The 26355-nt window shown below is 72.1% G+C and carries 23 protein-coding genes; 15 read left to right on the forward strand and 8 right to left on the reverse strand.

The annotated features are described in order from the left end of the window. Positions 1-31: 31 nt before the first annotated feature. Positions 32-571: a MucR family transcriptional regulator gene (locus tag ACLBX8_RS18575; protein ID WP_447682152.1), complete on the forward strand. Its 540-nt coding sequence runs from the start codon at positions 32-34 to the stop codon at positions 569-571. A gap of 132 nt (positions 572-703) precedes the next feature. On the opposite strand, the gene ACLBX8_RS18580 is transcribed toward ACLBX8_RS18575, so the two are convergent. Beyond that, positions 704-2137 (reverse strand): FAD-linked oxidase C-terminal domain-containing protein, encoded by a 1434-nt coding sequence (locus ACLBX8_RS18580; protein ID WP_091680973.1) that lies wholly within the window; start codon positions 2135-2137, stop codon positions 704-706. A 226-nt stretch (positions 2138-2363) separates the two neighbouring features. On the opposite strand from ACLBX8_RS18580, the gene ACLBX8_RS18585 reads away from it, so the two are divergent. Then, positions 2364-3389 carry a KpsF/GutQ family sugar-phosphate isomerase gene (locus ACLBX8_RS18585; RefSeq protein ID WP_273560757.1) on the forward strand — a complete coding sequence of 342 codons (1026 nt, stop codon included), beginning with the start codon at positions 2364-2366 and terminating at the stop codon, positions 3387-3389. Between the two features lie 96 nt (positions 3390-3485). Here ACLBX8_RS18585 and ACLBX8_RS18590 read toward each other — a convergent pair whose 3' ends face one another. From ACLBX8_RS18590 to ACLBX8_RS18600, 3 genes are all read right to left on the reverse strand, one after another. After that, the gene (locus tag ACLBX8_RS18590) at positions 3486-4280 is read right to left on the reverse strand and encodes an SHOCT domain-containing protein (protein ID WP_447699736.1); all 795 of its coding nucleotides are present in this window, start codon (positions 4278-4280) and stop codon (positions 3486-3488) included. Between the two features lie 155 nt (positions 4281-4435). Further along, positions 4436-5035 carry a nitroreductase family protein gene (locus tag ACLBX8_RS18595; protein ID WP_012321248.1) on the reverse strand — a complete coding sequence of 200 codons (600 nt, stop codon included), beginning with the start codon at positions 5033-5035 and terminating at the stop codon, positions 4436-4438. Between the two features lie 288 nt (positions 5036-5323). After that, positions 5324-6391, reverse strand: a complete 1068-nt coding sequence (locus tag ACLBX8_RS18600) for a GSCFA domain-containing protein (RefSeq protein ID WP_042675851.1) — start codon at positions 6389-6391, stop codon at positions 5324-5326. 74 nt (positions 6392-6465) lie between these two features. Here ACLBX8_RS18600 and ACLBX8_RS18605 point away from each other — a divergent pair, with 74 nt between their 5' ends. Next, positions 6466-7515 (forward strand): WcbI family polysaccharide biosynthesis putative acetyltransferase, encoded by a 1050-nt coding sequence (locus ACLBX8_RS18605; RefSeq protein WP_447715611.1) that lies wholly within the window; start codon positions 6466-6468, stop codon positions 7513-7515. A gap of 78 nt (positions 7516-7593) precedes the next feature. Here ACLBX8_RS18605 and ACLBX8_RS18610 read toward each other — a convergent pair whose 3' ends face one another. Beyond that, on the reverse strand, positions 7594-7998 hold the full coding sequence (locus tag ACLBX8_RS18610) for a response regulator (RefSeq protein WP_020094013.1): 405 nt from the start codon (positions 7996-7998) through the stop codon (positions 7594-7596). Between the two features lie 349 nt (positions 7999-8347). Here ACLBX8_RS18610 and pal point away from each other — a divergent pair, with 349 nt between their 5' ends. The 6 genes from pal to glmM all read left to right on the forward strand — a co-directional run bounded on the left by pal (position 8348) and on the right by glmM (position 15587). After that, the gene (pal, locus tag ACLBX8_RS18615) at positions 8348-8842 is read left to right on the forward strand and encodes a peptidoglycan-associated lipoprotein Pal (RefSeq protein ID WP_012321252.1); all 495 of its coding nucleotides are present in this window, start codon (positions 8348-8350) and stop codon (positions 8840-8842) included. Between the two features lie 113 nt (positions 8843-8955). Continuing rightward, a complete protein-coding gene (ybgF, locus tag ACLBX8_RS18620) occupies positions 8956-9945 on the forward strand; it encodes a tol-pal system protein YbgF (protein ID WP_447715612.1) in 990 nt (329 codons plus the stop codon). Positions 9946-10052: 107 nt separating this feature from the next. Then, positions 10053-11090, forward strand: coding sequence for a tRNA lysidine(34) synthetase TilS (gene tilS, locus ACLBX8_RS18625; protein ID WP_447715620.1), 1038 nt, complete (start codon positions 10053-10055; stop codon positions 11088-11090). A gap of 48 nt (positions 11091-11138) precedes the next feature. Continuing rightward, a complete protein-coding gene (ftsH, locus tag ACLBX8_RS18630) occupies positions 11139-13061 on the forward strand; it encodes an ATP-dependent zinc metalloprotease FtsH (RefSeq protein WP_012321255.1) in 1923 nt (640 codons plus the stop codon). Positions 13062-13364: 303 nt separating this feature from the next. Then, positions 13365-14177, forward strand: a complete 813-nt coding sequence (locus tag ACLBX8_RS18635) for a sulfite exporter TauE/SafE family protein (RefSeq protein ID WP_447699740.1) — start codon at positions 13365-13367, stop codon at positions 14175-14177. 69 nt (positions 14178-14246) lie between these two features. Further along, the gene (gene glmM, locus ACLBX8_RS18640; protein ID WP_447699776.1) at positions 14247-15587 is read left to right on the forward strand and encodes a phosphoglucosamine mutase; all 1341 of its coding nucleotides are present in this window, start codon (positions 14247-14249) and stop codon (positions 15585-15587) included. A gap of 50 nt (positions 15588-15637) precedes the next feature. Here glmM and ACLBX8_RS18645 read toward each other — a convergent pair whose 3' ends face one another. Continuing rightward, on the reverse strand, positions 15638-15979 hold the full coding sequence (locus ACLBX8_RS18645) for an MmcQ/YjbR family DNA-binding protein (RefSeq protein WP_020094008.1): 342 nt from the start codon (positions 15977-15979) through the stop codon (positions 15638-15640). A gap of 236 nt (positions 15980-16215) precedes the next feature. Between ACLBX8_RS18645 and ACLBX8_RS18650 the strand changes: the two genes are divergently transcribed. The 3 genes from ACLBX8_RS18650 (at position 16216) to ACLBX8_RS18660 (ending at position 18692) form a co-directional block, all read left to right on the forward strand. Further along, the gene (locus tag ACLBX8_RS18650) at positions 16216-17190 is read left to right on the forward strand and encodes an outer membrane protein (RefSeq protein ID WP_020094007.1); all 975 of its coding nucleotides are present in this window, start codon (positions 16216-16218) and stop codon (positions 17188-17190) included. Between the two features lie 275 nt (positions 17191-17465). Continuing rightward, the gene (locus ACLBX8_RS18655; protein ID WP_056533697.1) at positions 17466-18410 is read left to right on the forward strand and encodes an outer membrane protein; all 945 of its coding nucleotides are present in this window, start codon (positions 17466-17468) and stop codon (positions 18408-18410) included. Between the two features lie 30 nt (positions 18411-18440). Beyond that, positions 18441-18692, forward strand: a complete 252-nt coding sequence (locus ACLBX8_RS18660) for a hypothetical protein (protein ID WP_331297560.1) — start codon at positions 18441-18443, stop codon at positions 18690-18692. Between the two features lie 16 nt (positions 18693-18708). On the opposite strand, the gene ACLBX8_RS18665 is transcribed toward ACLBX8_RS18660, so the two are convergent. After that, on the reverse strand, positions 18709-19257 hold the full coding sequence (locus ACLBX8_RS18665) for an HNH endonuclease (RefSeq protein ID WP_020094004.1): 549 nt from the start codon (positions 19255-19257) through the stop codon (positions 18709-18711). 521 nt (positions 19258-19778) lie between these two features. Here ACLBX8_RS18665 and ACLBX8_RS18670 point away from each other — a divergent pair. After that, positions 19779-22481 carry a DUF3772 domain-containing protein gene (locus tag ACLBX8_RS18670; RefSeq protein ID WP_447715613.1) on the forward strand — a complete coding sequence of 901 codons (2703 nt, stop codon included), beginning with the start codon at positions 19779-19781 and terminating at the stop codon, positions 22479-22481. Here the strand turns inward: ACLBX8_RS18670 and ACLBX8_RS18675 are convergent. After that, positions 22434-23534, reverse strand: a complete 1101-nt coding sequence (locus ACLBX8_RS18675; protein ID WP_447715614.1) for a diguanylate cyclase domain-containing protein — start codon at positions 23532-23534, stop codon at positions 22434-22436. The two genes, ACLBX8_RS18670 and ACLBX8_RS18675, sit on opposite strands and share 48 nt — an antisense overlap. 186 nt (positions 23535-23720) lie before the next feature. On the opposite strand from ACLBX8_RS18675, the gene ACLBX8_RS18680 reads away from it, so the two are divergent. Then, positions 23721-24200, forward strand: coding sequence for a CAP domain-containing protein (locus ACLBX8_RS18680; RefSeq protein ID WP_447699743.1), 480 nt, complete (start codon positions 23721-23723; stop codon positions 24198-24200). A gap of 377 nt (positions 24201-24577) precedes the next feature. After that, complete coding sequence (locus ACLBX8_RS18685) at positions 24578-26353, forward strand: glucan ABC transporter ATP-binding protein/ permease (protein WP_447699744.1); 1776 nt, start codon at positions 24578-24580, stop codon at positions 26351-26353. Positions 26354-26355 lie beyond the last annotated feature (2 nt).

A 26355-nucleotide genomic window follows, 5' to 3' on the forward strand; every position in this document is an offset into this window, starting at 1 on the left:
CCATCAGGCATTTGTGCCGAGGAACGAGAGAATGTCAGAAGCTGCGCCGACATCGCAATTGGATTTCATCGAGCGGACCGTGGACGTCGTCGCGGCCTACGTTTCCAACAACTCGCTGCCCTCGGCCGAATTGCCGGCCCTGATCGCGAGCATCCACGAGGCGCTGAACACGATCGGGGCCGGCCCCGTCGCTCCGGCGACCGAGAGCGTCGAGCGGCCGACGCCCGCCCAGATCCGCAAGTCGATCCGTCCCGACGGGCTGGTCAGCTTCATCGACGGGAAGTCGTACAAGACGCTGAAGCGTCACCTGACCAAGCACGGTCTCGATCCGCAGACCTACCGCGAGCGCTACGGCCTGCCGGCCGATTACCCGACCACCTCGGCGAACTACTCGGCGCAGCGCTCGGCCCTCGCCAAGAGCCTCGGCCTCGGCCAGCCGGGCCGGTCCCCGTCGGGCGACAAGGCCGCCGCCCCCGTCGAGGAGGAGGCTGCCGCCTCCGCCCCTGCCTCCGGTCGCCGCAAGACCGCCGCGACCAAGACCCGGGCGAGCCGCAAGGTCGAGGCCGCCTGAGCGCGGCCGCGAGGCCCGGACGGGGGCGGGCGATCGGAGACGATCGCGCCCGCACCGGTCCGGGCTTGTTCGCCAGACCTCTTGGCCGGGCTCTCGGCCAAGCTCTCGGCCGGACCCCTCGCGCGGCGCGGCTCAGGCCGCGAGGCGCCCGTCCAGCGGGAACACCTTGGCGGGGTTCAGCATCCAGTCCGGATCGAACACCGCCTTGACCCGCATCTGCTGCTCGAGATCGACCTGGTCGTACTGGAAGCGCATCAGCTCGCGCTTCTCGATGCCGACCCCGTGCTCGCCGGTGAGGCAGCCGCCGACCTCGACGCAGAGCTTCAGGATCTCGTCGCCCGCGGCCTCGGCCTTCTGCAATTCGCCGGGCGTGTTGATGTCGAACAGGATCAGGGGGTGCAGGTTGCCGTCGCCCGCGTGGAACACGTTGGCGACGCGCAGGCCCTTCTCGGCGCAGATGGCGCCGATCCGCTCCAGCACCGGCCCGAGCTGGCCGGTGGGGATCGTCCCGTCCATGCAGATGTAGTCGGAGATCCGGCCGGTCGCCCCGAAGGCCGACTTGCGGCCCTTCCAGATCGCGGCCGATTCCGCCTCCGAGCGCGAGACGCGCACGCTGGTCGGGCGGAAATCCTTGGCGATCGTCTCGATCCGCGCCAGCATCGCGTCGCACTCGGCGTCCGAGCCCTCGACCTCGATGATCAGCATCGCCTCGGCATCGCGCGGGTAGCCGGCCTGGGCGAAGTCCTCGGTGATGAGGATCGCCTCGCGGTCCATGTACTCGATCGCCACCGGGATGATCCCGGCCGCGATGATCGCCGCGACGCAGTCGCCCGCATCCTCGACCTTCGAGAAGCCGACCAGCACCGGGCGCGCGCCCTCGGCGGCGCGCAGGATCCGCACGGTCGCCTCGGTGACGATGCCGAGCTGCCCCTCCGAGCCGCAGACGAGGCCGAGCAGGTCGTAGCCGCCGCTGTCGAGGTGCTGGCCGCCGATCTCCACCACGGTGCCGTCGTTGAGCACCAGGGTAACGCCGAGCAGGTTGTTGGTGGTCACGCCGTATTTCAGGCAGTGCGCGCCGCCCGAATTCATCGCGATGTTGCCGGCGATCGTGCAGGCGAGCTGGCTCGACGGGTCGGGGGCGTAGAAGAAGCCCTCGTGGCTGACCGCCCCGGAGATCGCCAGATTGGTGATGCCGCTCTGCACCCGGGCGGTGCGGTTGGCGAAGTCCATGTCGAGGACCTGGGTCATCTTGCCGACGCCAAGGATGATCGCGTCGGCCTGCGCGATGGCGCCGCCCGCGAGCGACGTGCCGGCGCCCCGGGGCACGACCCGCACGCCGTTGGCGTGGCAGTAGGCCATCACGGCGGCGACCTCCGCGGTGGTGGAGGGCAGCACCACGGCGAGCGGCATCTGCCGGTAGGCGGTGAGCCCGTCGGTCTCGAAGGCCCGGCGCTCGTCCTCGCTGACCACCAGCGCCTCCGGCGCGACCAGGGGCGCGAGGCCGGCCAGGATCGCCTCGCGGCGGGCGAGGATCGCGGGATCGGGGTCGGGGAAGCGGATGGTCATGGGGCTCTTGCCCTCCTGGGGCCCGCGGCGCGGGACGGCGCGGGGTGGCGTGCCGGGAGCATGGACCCCGGCGGCCGCGCCTTCAACCGGCGTGCGGCGCTGCGTCGTCCCCGCGTCACATTTCAACCACGACGGCTGCCTAGCGTCGCCGGAGACGCCTCGCTGCGCCGCTCCCCGATTCCGGCCCCCGGTGCCGGATCCGGTCGACGGGTCAAGAACGGACACGATGAACGCTCCCGCCTCCAGCGCCCTGCGCGACGACCGCTACGACGCGCCGTCGGCGCATCTCGCCACCACCCGCGACCTCGGGATCCGCAGCCTCCAGCTGGGCATCGCGGCCCTGCAGGAGGCGAGCGCCGCCTTCCAGGGCCGGCTCGGCGCGGCCTTCGAGGAGGCGGTGCAGACCATCCTGCAGAGCAAGGGCCGCGTCATCGTCAGCGGCATCGGCAAGAGTGGGCATGTCGGGCGCAAGATCGCCGCGACGCTGGCCTCCACCGGCACGCACGCCTTCTTCGTCCACCCGACCGAGGCGAGCCACGGCGACCTCGGGATGATCGCCCGGGACGACGTCATCATCGCGCTGTCGTGGTCGGGGGAGACCGCGGAACTGTCCGACCTCGTCGGCTTCAGCCGCCGGTTCTCGATCCCCCTGGTGGCGATTACCCGCAACGGCGAGAGCACCCTGGGCAAGGCCGCCGACGTGCTGCTGGAACTGCCCCGCGTGCGGGAATCCTGCCCGCACGACCTCGCGCCGACCTCCTCCAGCCTGATCCAGCTGGCGCTGGGCGACGCCCTGGCGGTGGCGCTCCTGGAGCGGCGCGGCTTCACCTCGGCGCGCTTCCACACCCTGCATCCGGGCGGCACCCTCGCGGCCCGCCTCAGGACCGTGCAGCAGGTGATGCACGGGCCCCAGGACATGCCGCTGGTGCACGAGACCGCCCTCATGTCCGAGGTGCTGATCGAGATCGCGGCGCGGCGCTACGGTTGCGTCGGCGTCACGGACGCGGCTGGCCGCCTCGTCGGCATCGTCACGGACGGCGACCTGCGCCGCCACATGGGTCCGGCCCTCCTCGACACGCCGGTCTCGACGGTCATGACTCGGGACCCGGTGACCGTGGAGCCCCACAAGCTGGCTCAGGCCGCGCTGGAACTGATGAACCGCCGGCTGATCACGGCGGTCTTCGCCGTCACCGACGGCCGGCCGGTCGGCATCGTGCACGTCCACGACCTGCTGCGCGTCGGCATCGCCTGAGGCCGTCCGGACCCGGCAGGGTCCGATCCGCGCCCGCATCCCGCGAGGCCTCCGCGCCTCGGGACGGGGCCGGCGGGTACGGCGACCGGGCGCCCCTCACAGTCGGGCCAGCAGCTCCGTCTTCTTGGTCGCGAACTCCGCGTCGGTGAGCACGCCGCGCGCGTGCAGGTCGGCCAGCCGCTCGATGGTCGCGAGGATCGCGTCCGGAGACGACCGGTCCGGGGCCGCCGAAGGGGCAGCCGCAGCGGCCGGCGAAGCGGCGGGGGCGGCCTTCGGCGGGATCTCGGCCGGGTCCGCTTGGCGCGGCGCCGCGATCTCCGCCTCGATCCGGCGCAGGCGGTCGAGGGCGACGGCCCCGGACGGTCCCGTGAAGCCGAGGCTGCCGTTCGCCTGGGAGACGCCGGTGATGCGGTGCTCGCCGGTGTCGTAGAGCGCGATCCCGGACCCCGCGTCGACGGCGAGCCGCCGGCTGTCCGGGAAATAGGCGTAGCGCAGCCCGTCCTGCGCGCCGGTGCTGGCCGGATCTCCGAGGCCGGCCGGCCACCATTCGCCGCCGCCGCGGCGCGCCGCGGGCGCGGCCTCTGAGAAGCCTCCCGCGGGGAGCGCCCCGGCCAGCTCGGTGCAGAGCGCGTCGACCCGCGCCTTCAGCGCGTCGTCGAACATCCGGCCGACCATCACCATCCCGCCGGAAAACCACTGCCCCATCCCGCCGAGATCGGGATGGTCGAACTGCGCCATCGTGCCGTGGCCGCGCTCGAGGGCCCGGACCAGGTGGCGCACCGCGTCCGGGCTGACCCCGTGGCGGTCGGCGACGGCCTGCAGCCCGGGGACGGGGTCGAACGGCCCGTCGTCCCGGAACGGGTCGGACGCGGCGGTGTCGGACGGATCCATGAGCCAGCTCCCGAAGCGTCGGAGGGCGGACAGGAGGCGCGGGGCGGCGGCCCCCTGCCGGCCCGGGTCGAGCCCGTGGGCCTGCGCCCACGGACCTGCGACGGCGTCGCGATGCGGAGCCAATCCCCGGTCGTCCGAGCGGGTTCCGGCCCGTCTCAGCCGGCGGCCGGCGGGAACGGTCCCGCGATGGTGAAGTCGGTGATCGGCCGGCGCCCGTTCGGGGTCTCGCGGGGCCGCTGCTCCTCGGTGAGGTCCGCCTCCGGGATCTTGCGGCCGACCGCGAAGGCGGCCTCGATCCGGTGATTCTCGGGCAGGCGCAGCACCGCGGGCGCGCGGACGTGGTCGAACCCGACCATGCCGTGGGCGTGCCAGCCCTGGTGGATCGCCTGGAGCTGGAAGGCCAGCGAGGCGGTGCCGGCGTCGAAGGAGTGGCTGTAGGAGGGCTTCAGCTCGTCGCCGACCTTCATGAGCCCGTTCGAGACGAGGAACAGGATCGCGCCGGTGCCGGACACCCATTTCTGATTGCCGGGCACCAGCAGGTCGAAGAACGTGTCCCAGTGGGCGTCGCCCCGGAGCGCGTAGAGGAAGCGCCAGGGCTGCGAGTTGTAGGCGGAGGGCGACCAGCGCGCCGCCTCGATCATCCGCATCAGCTCGGATTCGGGCACGGCCTCGCCCGTGAAGGCGCGGGGCGAGTGCCGCTTCACGAAGACCGGATCGATGTCGTGGTCGGCGCGGCGGGGCGGGGGCAGGCTCAAGGGATTCGTCTCCGATAGGCGCGAGCGCCCGGGCGGCCGAGCTTGCCCGAAAGGCCGGGCTGGAGGCAAACGCGGGATCGCCCCGGCCGCCGTGACGGTCGCGAAGGGCTCGAGCGTTTGCCCGGCGGGATCTTCGGAGCGCTGCCGTCTTTGCGAGCGGAGCGAAGCAATCCAGGCAGCGCCACGACTGTCGATGTCGCGTTACACTGGGTCACTTCGCTACGCTCGTGAAGACGATGCAGGCCGCCCGATGGCCGCGGCTGCTCCGGTGACGATCTCGGCCCCCCGTCACGCCACGCTGCGCTCGATCTCCTCCTCGTCGCAGATCACGCCGGCATTGCCCTCGAACTCGGCCGCGAGGTCGACGGGGGCGTGGGTCGGCGCCGGCGAGACCCGGTCGCGGGCGAAGGTCGCCAGGAACAGGCGCATGACGTGGCGCACGCCCGCGTCGTTGATGGTGCGCTGGTCCTCGTTGTAGTAGCGCCCGGCATTCACGTTGCTCGTGACGATGTCGTAGGCGGGGAAGTAGACCGCCCGCGGGTCGCCGCGGCCGACCACCTCGCCGGCCGCCACCCGCAGCACCGACTTGGAGTAGCTGTTCGACTCCATCACGTGCCGGTCCATGTAGGTGGCGATCATCGGCACCGGCGAGACCGTGAAGATCACCCGCGCCTTCGGGTTCACGCTCCAGAGCCGGTCGAGGAAGCCGTTGAGGTCGCCCAGTACCTCGCCCGCGCCGGCATTCACGCACTCGTAGAGCGCGGGGTCGAACGTGCCGCCCGCGACGCCGGGGGCGAGCGGCAGCGCCGCGCCGTCGGCCCGCCAGCGCCAGCCCTCGGTGAGGCCGAGCGTCAGCACGAACACGTCGAGCGTCTCGAACAGGCGGCGCACCTCGGCGAGGTGCGCGTCGCGCGCCGCGACCACCTCGGCCTCGCTGGCGAAGCCCGCCGGCTCGACGGTCGGGCGGAACGGGTCGACGTAGCGGCCGTCGTCGCGCAGCCACGCCTTCAGCTCCGGCTCGAACGTGCCGTAGGCCCGGTCGAACAGCTGCACGAACTGGCGCGTGTAGTAGAGATTGCCGTAGCGCGCCGAGAACGTGCCGAACTGGCGGGCATTGGCCTCCTCGGCGCTCATGCCGGGGGTCGGCGGCTCGGTCAGGTAGTAGTTGAACCCGGCGCCGCGCACCGCCTCGGCCACCCGCTGGGCGAAGCACGAGCCGCCGGTGGCGACCTTGTCGGTCGGCCCGATCACGAACGTGTCCTTCGGGTGCGGATTGACCGCGAAGGGCGGCACGTTGGTGACGACCTTGCGCCAGAATCGCTCGGCCGGTAGACCCGTATACGGATTCAACGCCATCTTCGAACCCTCTTCTTCACGACGGCGGCAGGCCCTCGGGGGCGCTGTTCCGTCCGCTGACACCGGCACGCGACGTGGCCCTGAACGACCTGCCCCGGCGCGCCCGCAGCGCGTTCACCCGCTCGGCGCCCGATTGGACGCCTACCCGTTGGGCCCCCACCTGGGCGACACCATGGCGGAACCGCGCCCGCACCGCCACGACCCGTGACGGGCCGAGCATCGCGGTGCTGGGCAATTGCCAGGCCCGGGGCATCGCCCGGGCCATGCGCCTGCTCGCGCCGAAGAGCCCGGTCCGCTACCTGCCCATGGGCTCGCTGAAGCGCGACCACGGCCATGTCGACGGCTTGATCCGGACCCTGCGCGCCCACGACCACGTCTTCTCGCAGGCCTTCCCGGCCGGGCTGATCCCGGGCGGCGACGTCGCCACTCTGCGCGCGGCCGACCCGCGGCTCAAGCTGTTCCCGTCGATCGTGTTCTCGGCCTTCCACCCGGACATGGTCTATGTCGGGCAGGCCTCGGACCTCGCCGCGCTGAAGCTGACGCCGTCGCCGCTGGGCCAGTACCACTCGGCGATCGTCGTCACCGCCCACCGGCTCGGCCTCGATGCCGGCCGCACGGCCGCCCTGTTCCGCGAGGACGTGTTCGCCCGCCTGGGCTACCTCGACCACTGGGACCCGGCGGTGCGCGAACTCGTCGGCGCGGCCGACGCCCTGGGTTTCGGGCTGGAGCGCGAGGTGACCCGCTGGGCGCGCCGCGGCGCCTTCATGCACCTGATGAACCATCCCAAGGTCCACGTCCTCGGCGACATCGCGCGGCGGCTGCTGCAGGAGAACGGGCTCACGCCCGAGCCCGTGGCGATCGAGGATTACCTCGGCGACGAGCTGGCCCAGGACGTGGTCTGGCCGATCTACCCGCCCATCGCCGAGCATTTCGGCCTGACCGGCTCGTACCTGTTCAAGACCAAGCCGCGGGGCGACGACTTCCCGGTTCTCTACGACCTGCCGGGCTTCGTCGCGGCGAGCTTCGCCCTCTACGACGCGATGCCCCCCGGGGATCTCGCCTGCCCGCGGGTCGAGGCGTGGCTCGCCGCGCCGGAGATCGTCGCGCTGTTCCGGGGCGGCTGAGGCCGCCTCCGGGCGCCGCGGCGTCCCGGGTCGCTTCGCGGCGCGCGCGACGACAATCCCGCTCGGAAGGGTCCGTGCTCAGCCCGCCGCGCAGAGCCGGCTCTCGGAGCCGGCCTCGCCCAGGCCCTCGACCATCATCCGGACCAGGCGGTTGACCTCCTGCATCTGGAAGGGCTTGCGCAGGAACAGGCTGCCCGGCACGCCGCTGCGGCCGTGCGTGTCGGTCGAGGTGTAGACCACCGGCCGGTCCGGATGGATCGCCCGGAAGGCGTGGGCCACCGTCCAGCCGTCGATCAGCCCGGGCAGGTGGATGTCGGTGAACAGCCAGTCGATCGCCGCGCCCCGGTCGCGCAGGACGGTCAGCGCGGCCTCGCCCGTCGAGGCTTCGATCACCCGGATGCCGTGCGTCTCGCACAGGCTCGCGACGATCTCGAGGAGCAGGTAGCTGTCCTCGACGATGAGGACGCTCTGGGCGGGGCGCATGCGGGAGGTCCGGTCTTCGGCCCGCCGATAAGGGACCGATAGGGTTGAGGATCTCTTAAAGCCCGGCCCGCGACCGTTACCGGCGGAGGCCCGGCGCCTGTTGCAGCGCCGCAACCGGGGCGGCCGAAATGGCGCGTCGCGGCCCGCCGCCCCGCCGCCGCCGCATTCCGGGCGCGTCCGGGTGCGTCAGCGCACGCCGTCGATCGGTGCGGACCGTCACCACGCCCCCGCGCCGCCCGGCGGAACCGTCGCTTAACCAACCCCGCCTACCAACGGCGCCAGGATTACGCGGACCCGCCTCGAAGACCAGCAGCCGGCCTTCGGCACCGCTCGAGGAGTTTTTCAGACCATGCCCCAGCGTTTCCGCGCCGCCGCCCTCGGCCTCGCGCTCGTCGCCGCCCTCGGCCTGGGCGCCTGCAGCAACGACAAGGACCTCGCCGACGCCTCCGCCTTCGGGGCGGGCGCCGCCACCCCGGGCAGCGCGCAGGACTTCGTCGTCAATATCGGCGACCGGGTCTTCTTCGAGTCGGACTCCACCGACCTGACGCCGACCGCGACCGCGACCCTCGACAAGCAGGCCGCGTGGCTGCAGCGCTACCCGCGCTACACCTTCATCATCGAGGGCCACGCCGACGAGCGCGGCACTCGCGAGTACAACTTCTCCCTCGGCGCCCGCCGGGCCCAGGCGGTGAACGACTACCTCGCCACCCGCGGCATCGCGGCGAGCCGGATGCGGACCGTGTCGTACGGCAAGGAGCGGCCGGTGGCGGTGTGCAACGACATCTCCTGCTGGTCGCAGAACCGCCGCGCGGTGATCGTCCTCGACCGCGGCGCCGGCGCGTAGGCCGCCGCGCGAACGAGTCCGGAGGCGGCATGCGGCCGCCTCCGCGCCGCAGTTTTGCCGCGGTGCGGCGCATCTGTTAGGGCCTCGCGCCGACACCGGACCGCAGCCGAACCATGCCCGCCCACCTTCGCACCCGCCTCGCCCTCGCCACCGCCCTCGGTGCCGCGCTCCTCGGCCACCCGGCCGCCGCGCAGGACGCCTCGGAACTGGTGGTGCGCCTCGGCCGCATCGAGAACCAGTCCCGGATGATGGCGGGACAGATCGAGACCCTCCAGTACGAGAACCGCCAGCTCAAGGAGCAGCTGCGCAAGTTCCAGGAGGACGTCGAGTACCGCCTGAACGAGGGCAAGGGCGGCAAACCCGCGGCCGCGCCCGCGCCGTCGGGGCCCGTCAACGGCGGCAATCCGGGCGCCGGCCGCCCCGGGAAGCGCGGCGACGCCTTCGACCCGTCGCAGGCCCCCGGCGCCCCGGGCGCCCCGATGCAGCTCGGCAGCACGCAGCCCTCCGCGCCGCTGCCGCCCCGCGAGGCCGAGGAGGCCGCCGAGGCGGCGCCCCGGCCGCAGCGCCTGCCCCAGGGCGCGCTCAACGAGTCCGGCGAGGACGACGCGGAGGCCGGGACCTCCGGCTACGACGAGCCCGTGGACCTGCGGCCGCCGGCCCGCACCGGGGCGATCCCGGCGCGGCCCGCCGAGAGCGTGGCGGCGACCCGGACCGGCGATCCGGCCGCCGATTTCGACGCCGCGGTCGAGCTGTACCGCGCCAAGCAGTACGAGCAGGCCGAGATGGGCCTGCGCCAGTTCATCCAGTCGCACCCGCGCGACAACCGGGTCGCCGGCGCGACCTACTGGCTCGGCGAGAGCTACCTCGCCCGCGGCCGCAACCGCGAGGCCGCCGAGCAGTTCCTGAAGGTCTCCACCGACTACGCCCGCTCCGCCCAGGCCCCCGACGCCATGCTGAAGCTCGGCGTCACGCTCAACGCGCTCGGCGCCCGCGAGCAGGCCTGCGCGACCCTGGCCGAGCTGGACCGGAAGTTCCCGAATGCCGGCACCGGCGTCCGCCAGGGCGTCGCCCGCGAGCAGAAGCGCGCCCGCTGCGGCGCCTGAGCGTCTCGGGCGCTCTGAGCGACTTGGGAGACTCGGGCGACCCGGGCGACCCGGTCCTCGGCGCCCTCCGCCCCTGGCTCGACCGGGCCGCGCGCGGCGGGCGGGGCGTGCTCCTCGCCGTCTCGGGCGGTCCCGATTCGAGCGCCCTGATGCACGCCGCCGCGCGCCTGCGCGACGCGACCGGCGCGTCCCTGCGCGTGGCGACCGTCGATCACGGCCTGCGGTCGGAATCCGGCGCGGAGGCCGAGGGCGTCGGCCGCGCCGCCCGGGCGCTCGGCCTGCCCCACGCGACCCTGCCCTGGGCGGGCGCGAAGCCCGGCACCGGCCTGCAGGACGCGGCCCGCACCGCCCGCTACGCACTCCTCGCCGCCCATGCCGGGGCGGTCGGCGCCGGGCTCGTGCTGACGGGCCACACGCGGGATGACCAGGCCGAGACGGTGCTGATCCGGCTCGCGGCCGGCAGCGGCCCCGCGGGGCTCGCCGGCATGCGCGCCGAGCGGGACCTCGGTCCCGGCCTCGCCCTCGGGCGCCCGTTCCTGTACCTGCCGAAGGCGAGCCTGGAGGCGTGGTGCGCGGCGCGCGGCATCGGGTATCTGCGCGATCCCGCCAACGGCGATCCGCGCTTCGCCCGCGGCCGCCTGCGCGCGGCCTGGCCGGCCCTGGAGCGCGAGGGCCTGACCCGGGCGCGCCTCGCCCGGCTCGCCGAGCGCGCCGCCCGCGACGAGGCCGCGCTCCGGGGCGCGGCCGAGCAGGCCCTCGACGGGGCGCTCCGGCCCGGGTCGGAGACGGGCGCGGGCCTGCGCCTCGACGGGCGCGCCCTGGCGGTCCTGCCGGACGCCGTGGCCCTGCGCTGCCTGGATCTCGCCCTGGCCCGGGCCGGCGCGGCGCCGCGCCGCCTCGAGCGACTCGAGGCCCTCGTCCTCGATTCGCTCCTGCCGGCCCTGCGCCGCCGGGAGCCGGTCCGCCGCACCCTCGCGGGGATCCTCGTCGCCGCCGACGCAGGCGGGGGCGTGAACCTCGCCCCGGCGCCGCCGCGCCGGCACGGACCCGCAGGTGCTGCCCTCGCCGCAGGGTCTCCCGACTTACTTGGCAAGGGAGAGCCCCCCGCCTACATTGGCGGAGTGTGCACGGATGGATCGGAATAGCCGCGTGGCGGGTCCGTCCTGGGGGTCGCACGCGCCAGGGATTGATCGATGAACCCGAATTTTCGCAACTTTGCCTTGTGGGTCGTCATCTTCCTGCTGGTGCTGGCCCTCGTCACCCTGTTCCAGAACCCGGGTCACCGGGGCGGCGGCAGCGAGATCGCCTACAGCCAGCTCCTGAACGACGCCGATGCCGGCAAGATCCAGTCGGTGGTGATCTCCGGGCAGGACGTGTCCGGCACCTACGTGGGCGGCGGCAACTTCACGAGCTACGCGCCCAACGACCCGAGCCTGGTCTCCAAGCTCCAGGGCAAGGGCGTGCAGATCACCGCCCGCCCGCCGTCCGACAACACCCCCTGGTTCATCCAGCTCCTCGTGAGCTGGCTGCCTATCCTCGTCTTCATCGGCGCCTGGATCTTCCTCTCGCGCCAGATGCAGTCCGGCGCCGGCCGCGCCATGGGCTTCGGCAAGTCGAAGGCCAAGCTCCTGAACGAGGCCCACGGCCGCGTGTCGTTCGACGACGTCGCCGGCGTCGAGGAGGCCAAGGAGGACCTGCAGGAGATCGTCGAGTTCCTGCGCGACCCCCAGAAGTTCCAGCGGCTCGGCGGCCGGATCCCGCGCGGCGTGCTGCTCGTCGGCCCGCCCGGCACCGGTAAGACCCTGATCGCCCGGGCGGTCGCGGGCGAGGCCAACGTGCCGTTCTTCACCATCTCGGGCTCCGACTTCGTCGAGATGTTCGTGGGCGTCGGCGCCAGCCGCGTGCGCGACATGTTCGAGCAGGCCAAGAAGAACGCGCCCTGCATCATCTTCATAGACGAGATCGACGCGGTCGGCCGCCACCGCGGCGCCGGCCTCGGCGGCGGCAACGACGAGCGCGAGCAGACCCTGAACCAGCTCCTCGTGGAGATGGACGGGTTCGAGGCCAACGAGGGCGTCATCATCATCGCGGCGACCAACCGCCCCGACGTGCTCGACCCGGCGCTGCTGCGTCCCGGCCGCTTCGACCGCCAGATCATGGTGCCGAACCCGGACGTCACCGGCCGCGAGCGCATCCTGCGTGTCCACGTCCGCAAGGTGCCCCTGGCCCCCGACGTCGACCTCAAGACCATCGCGCGCGGCACCCCGGGCTTCTCGGGCGCCGACCTGATGAACCTCGTCAACGAATCGGCGCTCCTCGCCGCTCGACGCGGAAAACGCATCGTGACGATGCACGAGTTCGAGGACGCCAAGGACAAGGTCATGATGGGCGCCGAGCGGCGCACCCTCGTGATGACCGAGGACGAGAAGCGGCTCACCGCCTACCACGAGGGCGGCCACGCCATCGTAGCGCTGAACGTCCCGGCCACCGACCCGGTGCACAAGGCGACCATCATCCCGCGCGGTCGGGCGCTGGGCATGGTCATGCAGCTGCCCGAGCGCGACAAGCTCTCCATGAGCTTCGAGCAGATGACCTCGCGGCTGGCGATCATGATGGGCGGCCGCATCGCCGAGGAGATGATCTTCGGGCGCGAGAAGGTGACCTCGGGCGCGCAGTCGGACATCGAGCAGGCGACGCGGCTCGCCAAGATGATGGTGACCCGCTGGGGCTTCAGCCCCGAGCTCGGCACCGTCGCGTACGGCGACAACAACGACGAGGTCTTCCTCGGCATGTCGATGGGCCGGCAGCAATCGGTCTCCGAGTCGACCGCCCAGAAGATCGACGCCGAGGTCCGCCGCCTCGTGGAGACCGGCTTGGAGGAGGCGCGCCGCATCCTGGCCGAGCACAAGGACGACCTGGAGGCCCTGGCCCAGGGGCTCCTCGAGTACGAGACCCTCTCGGGCGAGGAGATCCGCAACCTGCTCAAGGGCCAGCCCCCGATCCGCGACGGCGGCGACGTGCCGCCGACCCCGGCCCGGGGCTCCTCGGTCCCCTCGGCGGGCCGCGGCCGGCCGAAGGAGAGCGACGGCGGCCTGGAGCCGCAGCCGCAGGCCTGAGACCGCACGGTCGGACGAGCGAAGGGGGCGCCGCGAGGCGCCCTTTTTCGTTCCGTGCGGCCTCCTTCGACGCGCGTGCGGATTCGGCGCGCTTTCAGGACGCTGTCAGGACCGCGCGCGGGGCCGCGTCGCGCTCCCTCATCAGCGGCGGCGTTCGCCGGCGACGCGTGATCGTCGCCGCGTCTCCCGTGACAAACCGGCCCTCCTGTCGGCGGATCGCGCGCGTCAGCTTGGCCGGAGGCTCGGCGGACTCCGCCGAATCGGAAACACAGGTCCCTTCCACAGGCCGCCGCGAAACCCCCGATGCCGGTCTCGACCTATCTCGTCGTCGCCCTCGGCGCCGTCGTCGCCGGCTTCGTCCAGGGCCTGTCGGGCTTCGGCTTCGGCCTCACGGCCCTGTCGTTCTGGGCCTGGGTGATCGACCCGCAGCTCGCCGCCGTGCTGGCCGTCTCCGGCGCCTTCACGGGCCAGGTCATCGCGGCGGTCTCGGTCCGGCGCGGGTTCGAGACTAGGCGCCTCGCGCCCTTCGTCCTCGGCGGCCTCGCCGGCATCCCCCTCGGCGTCCTCCTGCTGCCGCGGCTCGACGCCGACTGGTTCAAGACGCTCCTCGGCCTCCTGCTGATGGTCTGGTGCCCGACCATGCTGTTCGCCCGGAACCTGCCGCGGATCGCGGCCGGCGGCCGGCTCGCCGACGCCGCGGTGGGCCTCGGCGGCGGGATGATGGGCGGGCTCGGCGGCTTCACGGGCGTGCTGCCGACCCTCTGGTGCACCCTGCGCCGCTACGAGCGCGACGTGCAGCGCTCGGTGATCCAGAACTTCAACCTCGCGATGCTCAGCGTCACCCTGGCGACCTACCTCGCCGCGGGGCTCGTCACACGGGCGACGCTGCCGATCCTGGCGGTGGTCCTGCCGGCGATGCTGGTCCCGACGCTGCTCGGCACCCGGATCTATCTCGGCCTCAGCGAGGTCGCCTTCCGCCGGCTCGTGCTCGGCCTGCTGACCGTCTCGGGCCTCGTGCTGGTCTCGGCCTCGGCGCCGCGGCTCCTGCAGCGCGCCGGGCGCCCCATTTCGACCGCCTTTGTCGGGGAGCACCCCGTTGACTCTGCCGGCCGGTGAGCCGCCGGCGGGCGCGATAATCTGCTAAGCTGTGCCGGGTCCGCGAGACCGGGCGCCGGAGACGTGATGGTGCGCAAGTATTTCGGAACCGACGGCATCCGGGGCCGGGCCAACGGCGTGATCACGCCGGAGCTCGCCCTCAAGGTCGGTCAGGCCGCCGGCCTCGTGTTCCAGCGCGGCGACCACCGCCACCGGGTGGTGATCGGCAAGGACACCCGCCTCTCGGGCTACATGATCGAGACCGCGCTCGTCGCCGGCTTCACCTCGGTGGGCATGGACGTGCTCCTGCTCGGGCCGGTGCCGACGCCGGCCGTGGCGATGCTGACCCGCTCGATGCGGGCCGATCTCGGCGTGATGATCTCGGCCTCGCACAACCCGTTCGAGGACAACGGCATCAAGCTGTTCGGGCCCGACGGCTTCAAGCTCAACGACGCGATCGAGCACGAGATCGAGGGGCTGATCGAAGCCGACATGCACAAGCGCCTCTCCGGCTCGAACGACCTCGGCCGGGCCAAGCGCATCGAGAGCGTGCACGCCCGCTACATCGAGTTCGCCAAGCGGACCCTGCCGCGGCAGGTGACGCTGGACGGGCTGCGGGTCGTGGTCGACTGCGCCAACGGCGCGGCCTACCGGGTCGCCCCCGAGACCCTGTGGGAGCTCGGCGCCGAGGTGATCGCCATCGGCACCGAGCCGGACGGGTTCAACATCAACCGGGATGTCGGCTCGACCGCGCCCGCGGCCCTGATCGACATGGTGCGCGAGCGCCGGGCCGATATCGGCATCGCGCTGGACGGCGACGCCGACCGGGTGCTGATCGTGGACGAGAAGGGCCAGGTGGTCGACGGCGACCAGCTCATGGCCGTCGTGGCGCGCTCCTGGAAGGAGGACGAGCGCCTGACGCAGCCGGGCGTGGTGGCGACGATCATGTCGAATCTCGGCCTGGAGCGCTTCCTCGGCGGTCTCGGCCTGACCCTGGCCCGCACGGCGGTGGGGGACCGCTACGTCCTCGAGCACATGCGGGCGCACGGCTACAACCTCGGCGGCGAGCAGTCCGGCCACATCATCATGTCGGACTACACGACCACCGGCGACGGCCTCGTGGCCGCCCTGCAGCTGCTGAGCGTGGTGCAGCGGCAGAACCGGCCCGTGAGCGAGGTCTGCCACTGCTTCGACCCGCTGCCGCAGATCCTCAAGAACGTCCGCTACCGGAGCGGCGAGCCCCTGCGCGAGGACAGCGTGGTCAGCGCCATCGAGCACGCCCGCGAGCGGCTCGGCAATGCCGGCCGCCTCGTGATCCGCCCGTCGGGCACCGAGCCGGTGATCCGCGTCATGGCCGAGGGCGACGACCGCGGCCTCGTCAACGCGGTGGTCGACGAGGTGGTCGACGCCGTCACCCGCGCGGCGGCCTGAGGCCGGAGCCCCGGAGGGGCGCGGCTCGACTCCGAAGGGGGCAGCCCGAGTCAGCCCAGATCGGCGTAGGCGGCGCGCAGCTCCGCGGGTGCGGTCATCCGCCACGCCGCCAGCAGCGCCGCCCGCAGAACCTCCTCCGCGCACGGGTCGAGGTCGAGATTGGTCCAGCCCCGCCGCCCCCAGGCGCCGTCGAGCGGCGCGAACAGGTCCGGCTCGGCCTCGCAGAGGGCGGCCTGATCGGCGGGCGCGAGGCGCAGCACGACCCGCGCCTCCTCGACCCAGAGGGTCGCGAAGACCCGGCCGCCGACCCGGAAATCCGGGTTGCCGCTGTGGGCGCCCGCTACCGCCTCGGGCAGCATCAGCGCCAGGATGCGCACGTCGTCGGGTCCCATGCGGCCTCAGCCCCCGCGCCGTCCGGCCCCCATAGAAGAACTGCGCTGACCCCGGCGGCGCAGCGCAGCCGAAACAAGCAAGTCTCGCCCGGATATCGGTTTCGACAGTTCGGCAACGGATGCGCAAGCCTAACATTTAACGTTAAGCCGGATTTAAGACGTTCCTTCCATCCTGCCCTCGTACCCCGGGACCGCGCGCCGCGCGTCCGGCTCACGAGTCCAGTGAAGGAATCCTCATGGCCCGCTCCAAGCTGAACGCTTTGGTGCGTAGCCTGACGCTCGCGGCGAGCGTCGGTGCGCCCTGCCTCGCCGCGGCCGCGGATCTGATGCTGCCGCCGCCCCCGCCCCCGCCGCCCCCGCCGATTGAGGTCGGCGGCGGCTGGTACCTGCGCGGCGACGTGGGCGCGAGCATCTACACCCGTCCGCGCTACAGCGACGCCTACGACTACACCGGCTACGCCGAGTCCAACCGCGCCTTCGGCAACGCGGTCGGCGGCGGCGGTTTCGCGGGCGTCGGCGTCGGCTACCAGTTCACCCCGTTCCTGCGCGGCGACATCACCGGTGAGTACCGCTACTCCACCGGCCTGCGCGGCAGCGAGTACTACAAGGGCCCGGATTTCGACAACGGGCTCGGGTCGTACGGCGTGAACAAGTCGAGCGGCAACTTCGACTCCGCAGTGGTGCTGGCCAACGCGTATTTCGACCTCGGCACGTGGTACGGCATCACGCCGTTCATCGGCGGCGGCGTCGGCTACGCGTTCAACCACGTCTCGAGCTACTCGACCAACCAGCAGTTCACCAGCCCGACCTACGCGTACGATTACACGAATGCCGGCTGCGGCTGCATCCCGTACGCCCCGGTCTACGACCCGAACGGCAATCCGGTCTACAACACCAACAGCGGCAGCAAGTTCTACAAGGACAAGACCACCGGCAGCCTCGCCTGGGCACTCCACGCCGGTCTCGCCTACAACGTGACCGACGCGCTGAAGATCGAAGTGGCCTACCGCTACCTGAACCTCGGCAAGGCCGAGACCGGCCCGGGCTTCGTCCCGTGCTGCACCGGCAGCCTGCAGGCGATCAAGATCAAGGACATCGAGGCGCACGACGTGAAGATCGGCCTGCGCTACTACCTCGGCGGCTTCGTGGCGGCCCCGCTTCCGCCCTTGATGCCGGAGCCCATCCCCGGCCCGCTGGTGCGGAAGTACTGATCGCGCCTCGACCGCGATCCCCCTGACGGACGACGACGGCGCGGAGGGTCTCCGCGCCGTCTCGCGTTTCGGCGCCCCGTCGCGACAGGTCCGGTTCTCGGCCTGTCCTCAGCCCGTCCTTGGCCGACCCAATAACCGCCACGACGTCCCGGGACTGGCATCCTCGGATCGAGACGTGCCTCTCGCAGTCGAGAAACGGAGAATTAAGGTTACCGGCGTATCACCGTGTCGAGGCTCGATCCGCCGTCCGTCTCTTCCGTCCCAGGACGATCCCGATGCGTACCGTCACTTTCCCGCTGCTGGCGGTTCTCGGTCTCTGCGGCGTGAACACCGCGCGCGCCGCGGATCTGGATTACGATTACCTGCGCGGCGCGGATTACGACCCGGTCCCGGCCCCGGTGGTCGACTGGAGCGGCGTGTATGTCGGCGGCCACGGCGGCTTCACGTCGGGCGGCCTGTCGCAGCGCAACGCGATGCAGTCCACGCTGGCGAATTACTTCAGCTATCGCGACATCGAGACTGAGTTCAGCGTCTCTAAAATCCTGTCATTGCCGGGCACGCGAACCCACGGGGCGAGCTTCGGTGCCTTCGCCGGGTACAACGTGCAATTCGACGATATCGTCCTCGGCATCGAGGCCGACTACACGCACACGGATCAGAGAAGCTGGTCGACCAACCGCATCGGTCGCAACGTGACGACCGCCGGAGGTGTCTCCGAAGACGTGAATCTGTCCGGAACCTCGAACACGCGGATCGAGGATTACGGTACCATCCGGGGCCGGGCCGGCTACGCGTTCGGCAATCTGCTCCCCTACGTCACCGCCGGCGCCGCGATCGGCCGCGTGACCATCAACGACACCGTGGCGGTTCAGAATTACGGCTACAGCGCCACCACCTACGCGGCGAACCAGGCCCTGACCACCGGGCAGCCCGTGGCCGTCTACAATCACGGCTACGCGAGCTTCAATCCGAACTTCCCGCTCAACAACTCGACGCCGACCGGGCAGGGCGTCCAGACCGTCCCGTACGCGCCGACGACGCTGACCGCGAATGCCCGGACCAAGACCATCGGCGGCGTCGCCCTCGGCTTCGGCCTGGAATACGCCATCACGCCGAACATCCTGGTGCGCGGCGAGTACCAGTACGTGCGGTTCCAGGACTTCAACGGTCACAAGGCGGAGCTGAATACCGTCCGCGGCGGTGCGGCCCTCAAGTTCTGATCATTCCCCCGCGCCGGCCGGATCCTGACAATGACTGACCGTCCCTCGAGGCTTTGGCCCCTGGCGTCGCGCACCGCGTTGCTCGCTGGTCTCGTGCTCGCCCACGGACCGGCCTTCGCGGAGCGCCGCGGGGCGCATCACCCGACGCGCCGGATCGTCCGGGTGAGGCCGGTGCCGGCCGTTCCCGCCGTCCCCCCGCCCGTGCTGGTGCGGGGCTACCTGCCGCGCAACCACAACGTCCCGATGTACAACGAGCCGCCCCGCCGCGAGCCGGCCTGGTGAGGCCTCCGCGCCGCCCTCAGCTCTCCAGCTCGCTGTCCCAGTACAGGTAGTCGAGCCAGGTGTGATGGTACTGGCGGTGATCGAACTCGGGCTGCCGGTGGTGCAGCTCGTAGCGCGTCGGCCGCCGGGGCTCGGTCATCAGCGGCATGTCCGCCTCGTCCGGCGTGCGGTTGGCCTTGCGCAGGTTGCAGGGCGAGCAGGCCGCCACGACGTTCTCCCAGCTCGACAGGCCGCCCCGGGAGCGCGGCACCACGTGGTCGAAGGTCAGGCCGCCCGAGGGCAGCCGCAGGCCGCAATACTGGCAGCTGAAACCGTCGCGCAGGTAGATGTTGTAGCGGGTGAAGGCCGGGCTGCGGGCCAGCGCCACGTAGTTCTTCAGCGCCACGACGCTCGGCACCCGCAGGGCGCGCGAGGGCGAGCGCGCCTCGACGTCGTAGCTCGCCACCAGGGTGACGCGGTCGAGGAACAGGGCCGTGAAGGCGTCCTTCCACGACCAGAGGGAGAGCGGATTGTACGAGAGCGGCCGATAATCCGCGTTGAGGACGAGGGTTTGGAGATCCATCATCGGCGCGACTCTTCGGACTAGCTCTGGCGCGTGGGACGCGCGGGACCATGCCGCCGCCCCGCCGGCCCGTCCGAACCGGCCCGGGGCCGATGCAGGACGGGCCGGCGCGCGGAGCGACGGCTCGACGGGAGAGACGGAGGGAACAACAGGGCGGCGGGCCGGCGCGCGGGGGCGCCGGTCGATGCGGTAGCATCCGGAACGCGGCCGGGCCGGGCCGGTATCGCCACCGGCCGCGCCCTTTCGCGTAGCAACGAAAAGGCCCTGTCCATCAGGTGTTCATCTAATCCCAGCGTGACACCCTTGTGAAGCTTTTCCGGATGAGCCCCGGGGACGCACCCACAGCGGGCTCGCGGGGGTGGGACCCGGCGCGGGATCCGGCCCGGGGTGGGCAGCGGCACGGTTTCGCCCTATTGCTCGCCCAGAGCGCCCGGCCGCCAGGAGGCCCGCCCGGTCCCCGATCGCCGCCGATTCGCCGATGCCGGACTCCGGCCGGCCGCCGCGCGCCCGACGAGAGGTTGCTCATGCATCGTATCCCAGCGCGGACCCGGAAGCCGGAGGGCGCGCCGCGCCCGTCCCGCGCACTCGCCCTGCTCGCCGCGCTGGTGTTCGCAACCCCGGCGGCCCTGACCCTGCCGGCCTTCGCCCAGGATCCGGCGCCCGCCGCCAAGTCTTCCGATCAGAAGGCCGCCGACACCAAGGCCGCGCCCGAAGCCAAGCCCGCGGACGGCAAAGCGCCCGACGCGAAGGCGCCCGACGCGAAACCCGCCGAAGCGAAGCCCGCGCCCCCGCCGGCCGCCAAGGCCGAGGTTCCCGAGCAGTTCAAGAAGGTCCGAGCCAAGCTCGACGCCGCCAAGACCGAGCTCGACGCCCGCGAGAAGCAGCTCGGCCACACGGAGCTGACGGTGGCCGACCTCACCGCCATCCGCGACAGCGCCGTGACGGTCACCGACGAGATCCGCACCCTGGTCACCCGGCTCGACGCGCCGCTGGAGGCCGCGCGCGAGCGCCTGGCCCAGCTCGGGCCGAAACCCAAGGATACCCAGGAGAGCGCCGACGTCGCCGCCGAGCGCGCCGAGCGCGAGGCCGCCGTTACCCGCATCGACGAGACCCAGCGCCTCGCCCGCTCCCTGGTGGTGCAGGGTGACCAGATCGTCGACCGCGTCTCGAATCGCCGCCGCGAATCGTTCACCCGCGACCTGCTCCAGCGCTCCCAGCCGCTGGTCGGCCCCGGTCTCTGGACCAAGGTGATGGGCGACGTCCCCCGGGACACGCGCGCCCTGCAGAGCGCCGTGTCGGATATCGGGCTGCTGTTTTCCCGCAACGGCAACCTCGCCAACCTGCTGTTCCTGGGGCTCGCCTTCGGGATCTCGGTGGCGCTGTATTTCGGCCGGCGCAACATCGCCCCCAAGGGCGCCCGCCGGGATGCCACCAAGACCGACCCGTCGCGGCGCGCCGTGATGCTCGCCGCCTGGCGGGTGATCCTGCTCGGCACGGTGCCGGCGGTGGCCGGATCCTACGCGGTCTACTACGCCCTCGATTCCACCAACCTGCTGCCGTCCCGGCTCCTGCCGGTCGCCGCCGCGATCCTCGGCGGGCTGGCCTTCATCGCCTTCGTGGAGGCCCTCTGCGACGGGCTGCTCAGCCCCGAGAAGCCGGCGTGGCGGCCCGCCCCGGTGAGCGACGCGGCGGCCACGCGCCTGACCCGGCTCGCCGTCGGCATCGCCACGGTGATCACCGTGGTGAAGTCCGTCGAGGCCCTGAATTCCGGGATCTCGGCGGCCCTGCCGATCTCCATCGCCACGCGGGGCATCGGGGCGGTCGCCACCGCGCTGATCCTCGCGGTCGGCCTCCACCGGTTCGCCGACACCGAGCAGGAGGAGGAGGCCTGCTTCGGCCCCTACGTGCCGACCAAGACCACGACGGGCATCGGCGGGCCGGCGCGGCTCCTGGGCTGGGCCGCGGTGGCGCTGATCGGGCTCGGCGCGCTGGTGGGCTACGTGGCCTTCGCGGCCTTCCTGATCGACCAGCTGATCTGGGACGCGGCCGTCCTCGTGCTGCTCTACCTGCTGGTCCAGAGCGTCGACATCTTCGTCGGCCGCGCCCTCAGCGACGAGACGCGGCTCGCCACCACGCTCCAGGCCAATACCGGCCTGCGCAAGCGCTCGCTCAACCAGATCTCGGTCCTGACGACCGGCGCGACCCGGCTCATCCTGTTCCTGGCGGCGGCGGTCCTCGTGCTGGCGCCCTGGGGCCTCGACTCCACCGACATCGTCTCGTCGGTCCGGCAGGCCTTCTTCGGCTTCAAGGTCGGCGACGTCACGATCTCGCTCTCCAGCATCGCCTTCGGGATCGGCATCCTGGTGGTCGGCGTGTTCATCACCCGCGGGGTGCAGCGCTGGCTGGAGAACACCTACCTGCCGGCCACCGACCTCGACGCGGGCCTGCGCAACTCGATCACCACGGTGGCGGGCTATTGCGGCTTCCTGATCGCGCTGGCGCTCGCCTTCTCGTATCTCGGCCTGAGCCTGGAGAAGCTCACCATCGTGGCCGGCGCGCTGTCGGTCGGTATCGGTTTCGGCCTCCAGTCGATCGTCAACAACTTCGTCTCCGGCCTGCTGCTCCTGTGGGAGCGCCCGATCCGGGTCGGCGACCAGGTGGTGATCGGCGATTCCGAGGGCATCGTGAAGCGGATCTCGGTGCGCTCCACCGAGATCCAGACCTTCGACCGCTCGGCCGTGATCGTGCCGAACTCAAACCTGATCTCCGGGGTGGTGAAGAACCGGGTGCGAGGCGACCGGACCGGGCGCGTCAGCATCACGGTGAGCGTCCTGCGCAACCAGGACCCGGTGCGCGCCGCCGAGATGATCACGGCCTGCGCGCAGAGCCACTCCGACATCCTGAAGGAGCCCCCGCCCCGGGTGGTGTTCAAGAAGATCGGCGACCCGTTCCTGGAATTCGAGCTGCTCGTCTGGATCGTCGACGTGAGCCTCGGCCAGAAGGTGGTGACCGACCTGAACTTCTCGGTGTTCGCGACCCTCTCGGAGGCGGGCTTCATCCCGCCGCTCGGGCCCGGCTCCAGCATCGTCACCGTTCAGGGCCTCGACACGATGCAGAGCGCCATGGGCGAGATCGCCAGCCGCTTCATCCAGCCGGCCGCGGTTCCCGAGGGCGGCGAATCAGCCCGGCCCCAGCGCGACCGCGGCCTGCGCACTGCCGGCGCCTGACCGGCCGCCGCCGAGGGCGATCCGGACGGCGTTCCCGCCCGCGTCCTTGGCGGCGTAGAGCGCCGCGTCCGCCCGGCCGAACAGCCGGGCGCGGCCCCCGCGCCCGCTGGACATCCCGGCGGCGTCTCCTACCGCGATCCCCACGGAGGCGCCGATCCGCAACTCCCGGCCGCGATACGGGATCGGCTGGCTCAGGGCGGCGACGACGCGCCGGCCGCGCTCCACCAGCGCGAGCGGGTCGACGGGCGCCCGCAGGAGCACGGCGAACTCGTCGCCGCCGATGCGGGCCACGAGGGCCGCATCCCGGCAGACGGCGGCGAGCCGCGCGGCCGAGCGCCGGAGGCACAGGTCGCCGGCCGCGTGGCCGTGGACGTCGTTGACCGGCTTGAACCCGTCGAGGTCGATCAGCAGCAGGGCGGCGAGGGAATCCGGACCGGCGCCGTCCGTCCCGGCCTCGAACCGCGCCTCGAATCGCGCCTCGAAGCCGCGGCGGTTCGCCAGCCCGGTGAGCGGGTCGCACTCGGCGCGCCGGCTCAGCTCGGCCAGCCGGGCGATCTCCTCGGTCACGTCCTGCTTTGTTCCGAACAGGCGGGCGGGGCGCCCGTCCTCGGCCTCGACCGCGGCGCGGATCCGGATCCAGCGCCGCCGGCCCCCGGCCTGGATCTCGGCGTCGAGCACGAAGGCGCCGCTCCCGGCGATCGCCCGGTGCCGGAGCGCCTCCAGCAGGCGCCGCGAGGTCGGCTCGTAGAGGTCCAGGATCCGGGGCCGGAGCAGCGCCGCGCCCCGGGGGACGCCGAACAGGTCGTGGACGCCCCCGGACCAGTCGAGGGCGCCGTCGCGCAGGCGGCAGGACCAGAGGCCCATCCCGGCGGCCGCCAGGGCACGCTCCTGCCGCGCCAGCAGGCCGGCCTGCTGGCGAAGGATCGCCCGCTGGAGGGCGCGCGCGGTCGCGGCCTCCGACGCCGCCTCAGACGCTGCCGACGGGTCCGCGCACCCGCCGACGGGTCGGTCGCGGGGTAGATCCACCGGGGTCAGGGAACGCGCGGTCGTCATCGGTGTGCAATTTTAGACGGAGGGCCTTTGAGGAAGCCCTAACCGTCCGATGCGCGGCCGAGCGGCAGCCCCTATATGGCGGCTGGGCGTTGGGGCCGTCGCAGGGATGGGTGAAACGTGACGAGACGCGATCGGGACGGTCGACATGCGGGGCGCGGGCGCGCCCGGATCAGGACCGGGGCCCGGATGGTCGGTCCGGCCGCGCTGGCGGTGGCGCTTCTCGGCGGCTGCGCCGCCCAGCCGCCGAGCAGCGCCGGGCTGCCGAGCATCTACCTGCCGCTCGCCAGCAACAGCGCGCATATCGACGTCGAGGCGGCCCGCGACATGATCTCGTCCTACCGCCGCAATCGCGGCGCGCCGCCGCTGACGGTCGATCCCGAACTGCAGCGCCTCGCCGAGGCCGAGGCGGCCGCCATGGCGCTCGCCGACCGGCCGAGCCGGGCCCAGACCGTCAAGGCCGCCGTCGAGCGGCTCGGCTACGCGAACGTCAACGCCAACCTCTCGGCGGGCTACCACACCCTGGCCGAGGCCTTCTCGGGCTGGCGCGAGAGCCCGCCCCACGACGCCACCATGCTGGCGCCCGGGGCGACCCGGATGGGGATCGCCACCGCCTACGCGCCGGGCTCCAAGTACAAGGTCTACTGGGCGCTGCTCACCGCGAAGTAGCGGAGCCCCACCGGCCGGCATGGCGGGGGGCTCCCTTGCCGGCGGCGGAGGCGAATCGGTCGTCCGGACGTCCGGCCGCCATCGGTCCTGAACGGCGCGAACGCCGCGCCGACGCCGGGCATGTCGGGCACCGCCCGCGCGCCCCGGGCGCGGCGGCTCCGCGCTAAGCTTCGGGAAACTTTGCTGAAGCAACCGTAAAGGCGACTGTTTCGAACCTGTATCGGCCCGTCATCGCCCGTTCAGGCAGGCGCTGGCATACCCGTTTCGTACGAGGGGTTTGACGCGGATCCGGCACGCATGCCGGCCGCGCGGACCTCCTCGGTGAAGGCGTGAGACCCGGGTCACACGGGCCGCGCCAGGGGTGGCGGAGCGGTACGATGGTTCGTCTGTACGGGCGGGTCCTGGGATTTCTGAAGGCGGAGCGGCGGCTGGCGATAGGCCTGGCCGTCACCAACGTGGTCCTGGCGATCGCGGCCTTCGCCGAGCCCCTGCTGATGGGCCGGATCATCGACCAGCTGACCCATCTCAAGCGCGGCGGCGACGCCATGGGCACGATGCTGCCCCTGCTCGCCGCCTGGGTGGCGTTCGGCTTCTTCACCATCGCGGCGGGCGTGTTCATCGCGCTCCACGCCGACCGGCTCGCGCACCGCAACCGGCTGTCGTCGATGGCGAGCTACTTCGAGCACGTCCTCGACCTGCCGCTCGCCTTCCACTCGGCCAACCATTCCGGCCGCGTCCTGAAGGCGATGCTGGAGGGCACGAACGGCATGGCGTGGCTGTGGCTCGGCTTCTTCCGCGATCACCTCGTCGCCCTGGTCTCGCTCGGCGTGCTCCTGCCGATGACCCTGTTCATCAACTGGCAGCTCGGCGCGATCCTGGTGGTGCTGGTGCTGGCCTTCACGGCGCTCACCACCTTCGTGATGCGCCGGACCGAGGCGCTCCAGGGCCAGGTCGAGGAATTCAACTCGGGGCTGGCCGCCCACGCCTCGGACGCCCTCGGCAACGTCGCGGTGATCCAGTCCTTCACCCGCGCCAAGGCCGAGAAGGAGGCGATGCGCGGCATCATCACCAACCTGCTCGCCGCTCAGATCCCGGTCCTGTCCTGGTGGGCGCTCGCCAACGTGGCGACCCGCGCCTCCGCGACCATTACCATGACGGCGATCTTCGTCACCGGCATCTGGCTCTACCAGGCCGGCACCACCACGGTGGGCGAGGTCGTGGCCTTCATGAGCCTCGCCACCGCCTTCGTGGCCCGGCTCGACCACGTGGTCGGCTTCGTCAACGGCCTGTTCCAGCAGGCGCCGAAGATCGCCGAGTTCTTCGAGATCTACGACACCGTCCCGGCGGTGGCCGACCGGCCGCACGCCCGGCAGGTCGCCCGCTTCGAGGGCGCGGTCAGCTTCGAGGACGTCGCCTTCTCGTACGACGGAAGGCGCCAGGCGCTCGACGGGGTCTCGTTCACCGCCAAGCCCGGCGAGACGATCGCGCTGGTCGGGACCACCGGCTCGGGCAAGTCGACGACGCTCGGCCTCCTGCACCGCAGCTTCGACCCGGCCTCCGGCGCAATCCGGATCGACGGCATGGACATCCGCGACGTCGGCCTCGCCTCGCTGCGCCACAACATCGGCGTGGTGTTCCAGGAGCCGATGCTGTTCGCCCGCTCGATCCGCGAGAATCTGCAGGTCGGCTGCCCCGACGCCACCGACGCCGAGATGCTCGACGCGCTGGAGCGCGCCCAGGCCAGCGCCTTCATGGCGCGCCAGGCCGACGGGCTCGACACGGTGATCGGCGAGCGCGGCCGGTCGCTCTCGGGCGGCGAGCGCCAGCGGCTCTCGATCGCCCGGGCCCTCCTGAAGAACCCGCCGATCCTGATCCTCGACGAGGCGACCTCGGCGCTGGACGCCGCCACCGAGCGCAAGCTCCAGGGCGCCCTGGAGACCGTGATGGAGGGGCGGACCACCTTCGTCATCGCCCACCGCCTCGCGACGATCCGCGACGCCGACCGCATCCTGGTGTTCCACGAGGGCCGGATCGTCGAGGCCGGCACCTTCGACGACCTGGTCGCGCAGGACGGCAGGTTCGCCGAGCTCGCCCGGGCGCAGTTCATGGCGGCCCAGGCGGAGGAGGACGAGGGGCTGGCGCTGGCGGCGTGAGC

Source organism: Methylobacterium sp. D48H (assembly GCF_053345715.1).

Bases quoted from the DNA above. Each gene is read 5' to 3' on its own strand.
- ACLBX8_RS18575 (WP_447682152.1), top strand. From the start codon at position 32: ATGTCAGAAGCTGCGCCGACATCGCAATTGGATTTCATCGAGCGGACC.
- ACLBX8_RS18580 (WP_091680973.1), bottom strand. From the start codon at position 2,137: ATGACCATCCGCTTCCCCGACCCCGATCCCGCGATCCTCGCCCGCCGC.
- ACLBX8_RS18585 (WP_273560757.1), top strand. From the start codon at position 2,364: ATGAACGCTCCCGCCTCCAGCGCCCTGCGCGACGACCGCTACGACGCG.
- ACLBX8_RS18590 (WP_447699736.1), bottom strand. From the start codon at position 4,280: ATGGATCCGTCCGACACCGCCGCGTCCGACCCGTTCCGGGACGACGGG.
- ACLBX8_RS18600 (WP_042675851.1), bottom strand. From the start codon at position 6,391: ATGGCGTTGAATCCGTATACGGGTCTACCGGCCGAGCGATTCTGGCGC.
- ACLBX8_RS18610 (WP_020094013.1), bottom strand. From the start codon at position 7,998: ATGCGCCCCGCCCAGAGCGTCCTCATCGTCGAGGACAGCTACCTGCTC.
- pal (WP_012321252.1), top strand. From the start codon at position 8,348: ATGCCCCAGCGTTTCCGCGCCGCCGCCCTCGGCCTCGCGCTCGTCGCC.
- ybgF (WP_447715612.1), top strand. From the start codon at position 8,956: ATGCCCGCCCACCTTCGCACCCGCCTCGCCCTCGCCACCGCCCTCGGT.
- ftsH (WP_012321255.1), top strand. From the start codon at position 11,139: ATGAACCCGAATTTTCGCAACTTTGCCTTGTGGGTCGTCATCTTCCTG.
- ACLBX8_RS18635 (WP_447699740.1), top strand. From the start codon at position 13,365: ATGCCGGTCTCGACCTATCTCGTCGTCGCCCTCGGCGCCGTCGTCGCC.
- ACLBX8_RS18645 (WP_020094008.1), bottom strand. From the start codon at position 15,979: ATGGGACCCGACGACGTGCGCATCCTGGCGCTGATGCTGCCCGAGGCG.
- ACLBX8_RS18650 (WP_020094007.1), top strand. From the start codon at position 16,216: ATGGCCCGCTCCAAGCTGAACGCTTTGGTGCGTAGCCTGACGCTCGCG.
- ACLBX8_RS18655 (WP_056533697.1), top strand. From the start codon at position 17,466: ATGCGTACCGTCACTTTCCCGCTGCTGGCGGTTCTCGGTCTCTGCGGC.
- ACLBX8_RS18660 (WP_331297560.1), top strand. From the start codon at position 18,441: ATGACTGACCGTCCCTCGAGGCTTTGGCCCCTGGCGTCGCGCACCGCG.
- ACLBX8_RS18665 (WP_020094004.1), bottom strand. From the start codon at position 19,257: ATGATGGATCTCCAAACCCTCGTCCTCAACGCGGATTATCGGCCGCTC.
- ACLBX8_RS18670 (WP_447715613.1), top strand. From the start codon at position 19,779: ATGCATCGTATCCCAGCGCGGACCCGGAAGCCGGAGGGCGCGCCGCGC.
- ACLBX8_RS18675 (WP_447715614.1), bottom strand. From the start codon at position 23,534: ATGACGACCGCGCGTTCCCTGACCCCGGTGGATCTACCCCGCGACCGA.
- ACLBX8_RS18680 (WP_447699743.1), top strand. From the start codon at position 23,721: ATGGTCGGTCCGGCCGCGCTGGCGGTGGCGCTTCTCGGCGGCTGCGCC.
- ACLBX8_RS18685 (WP_447699744.1), top strand. From the start codon at position 24,578: ATGGTTCGTCTGTACGGGCGGGTCCTGGGATTTCTGAAGGCGGAGCGG.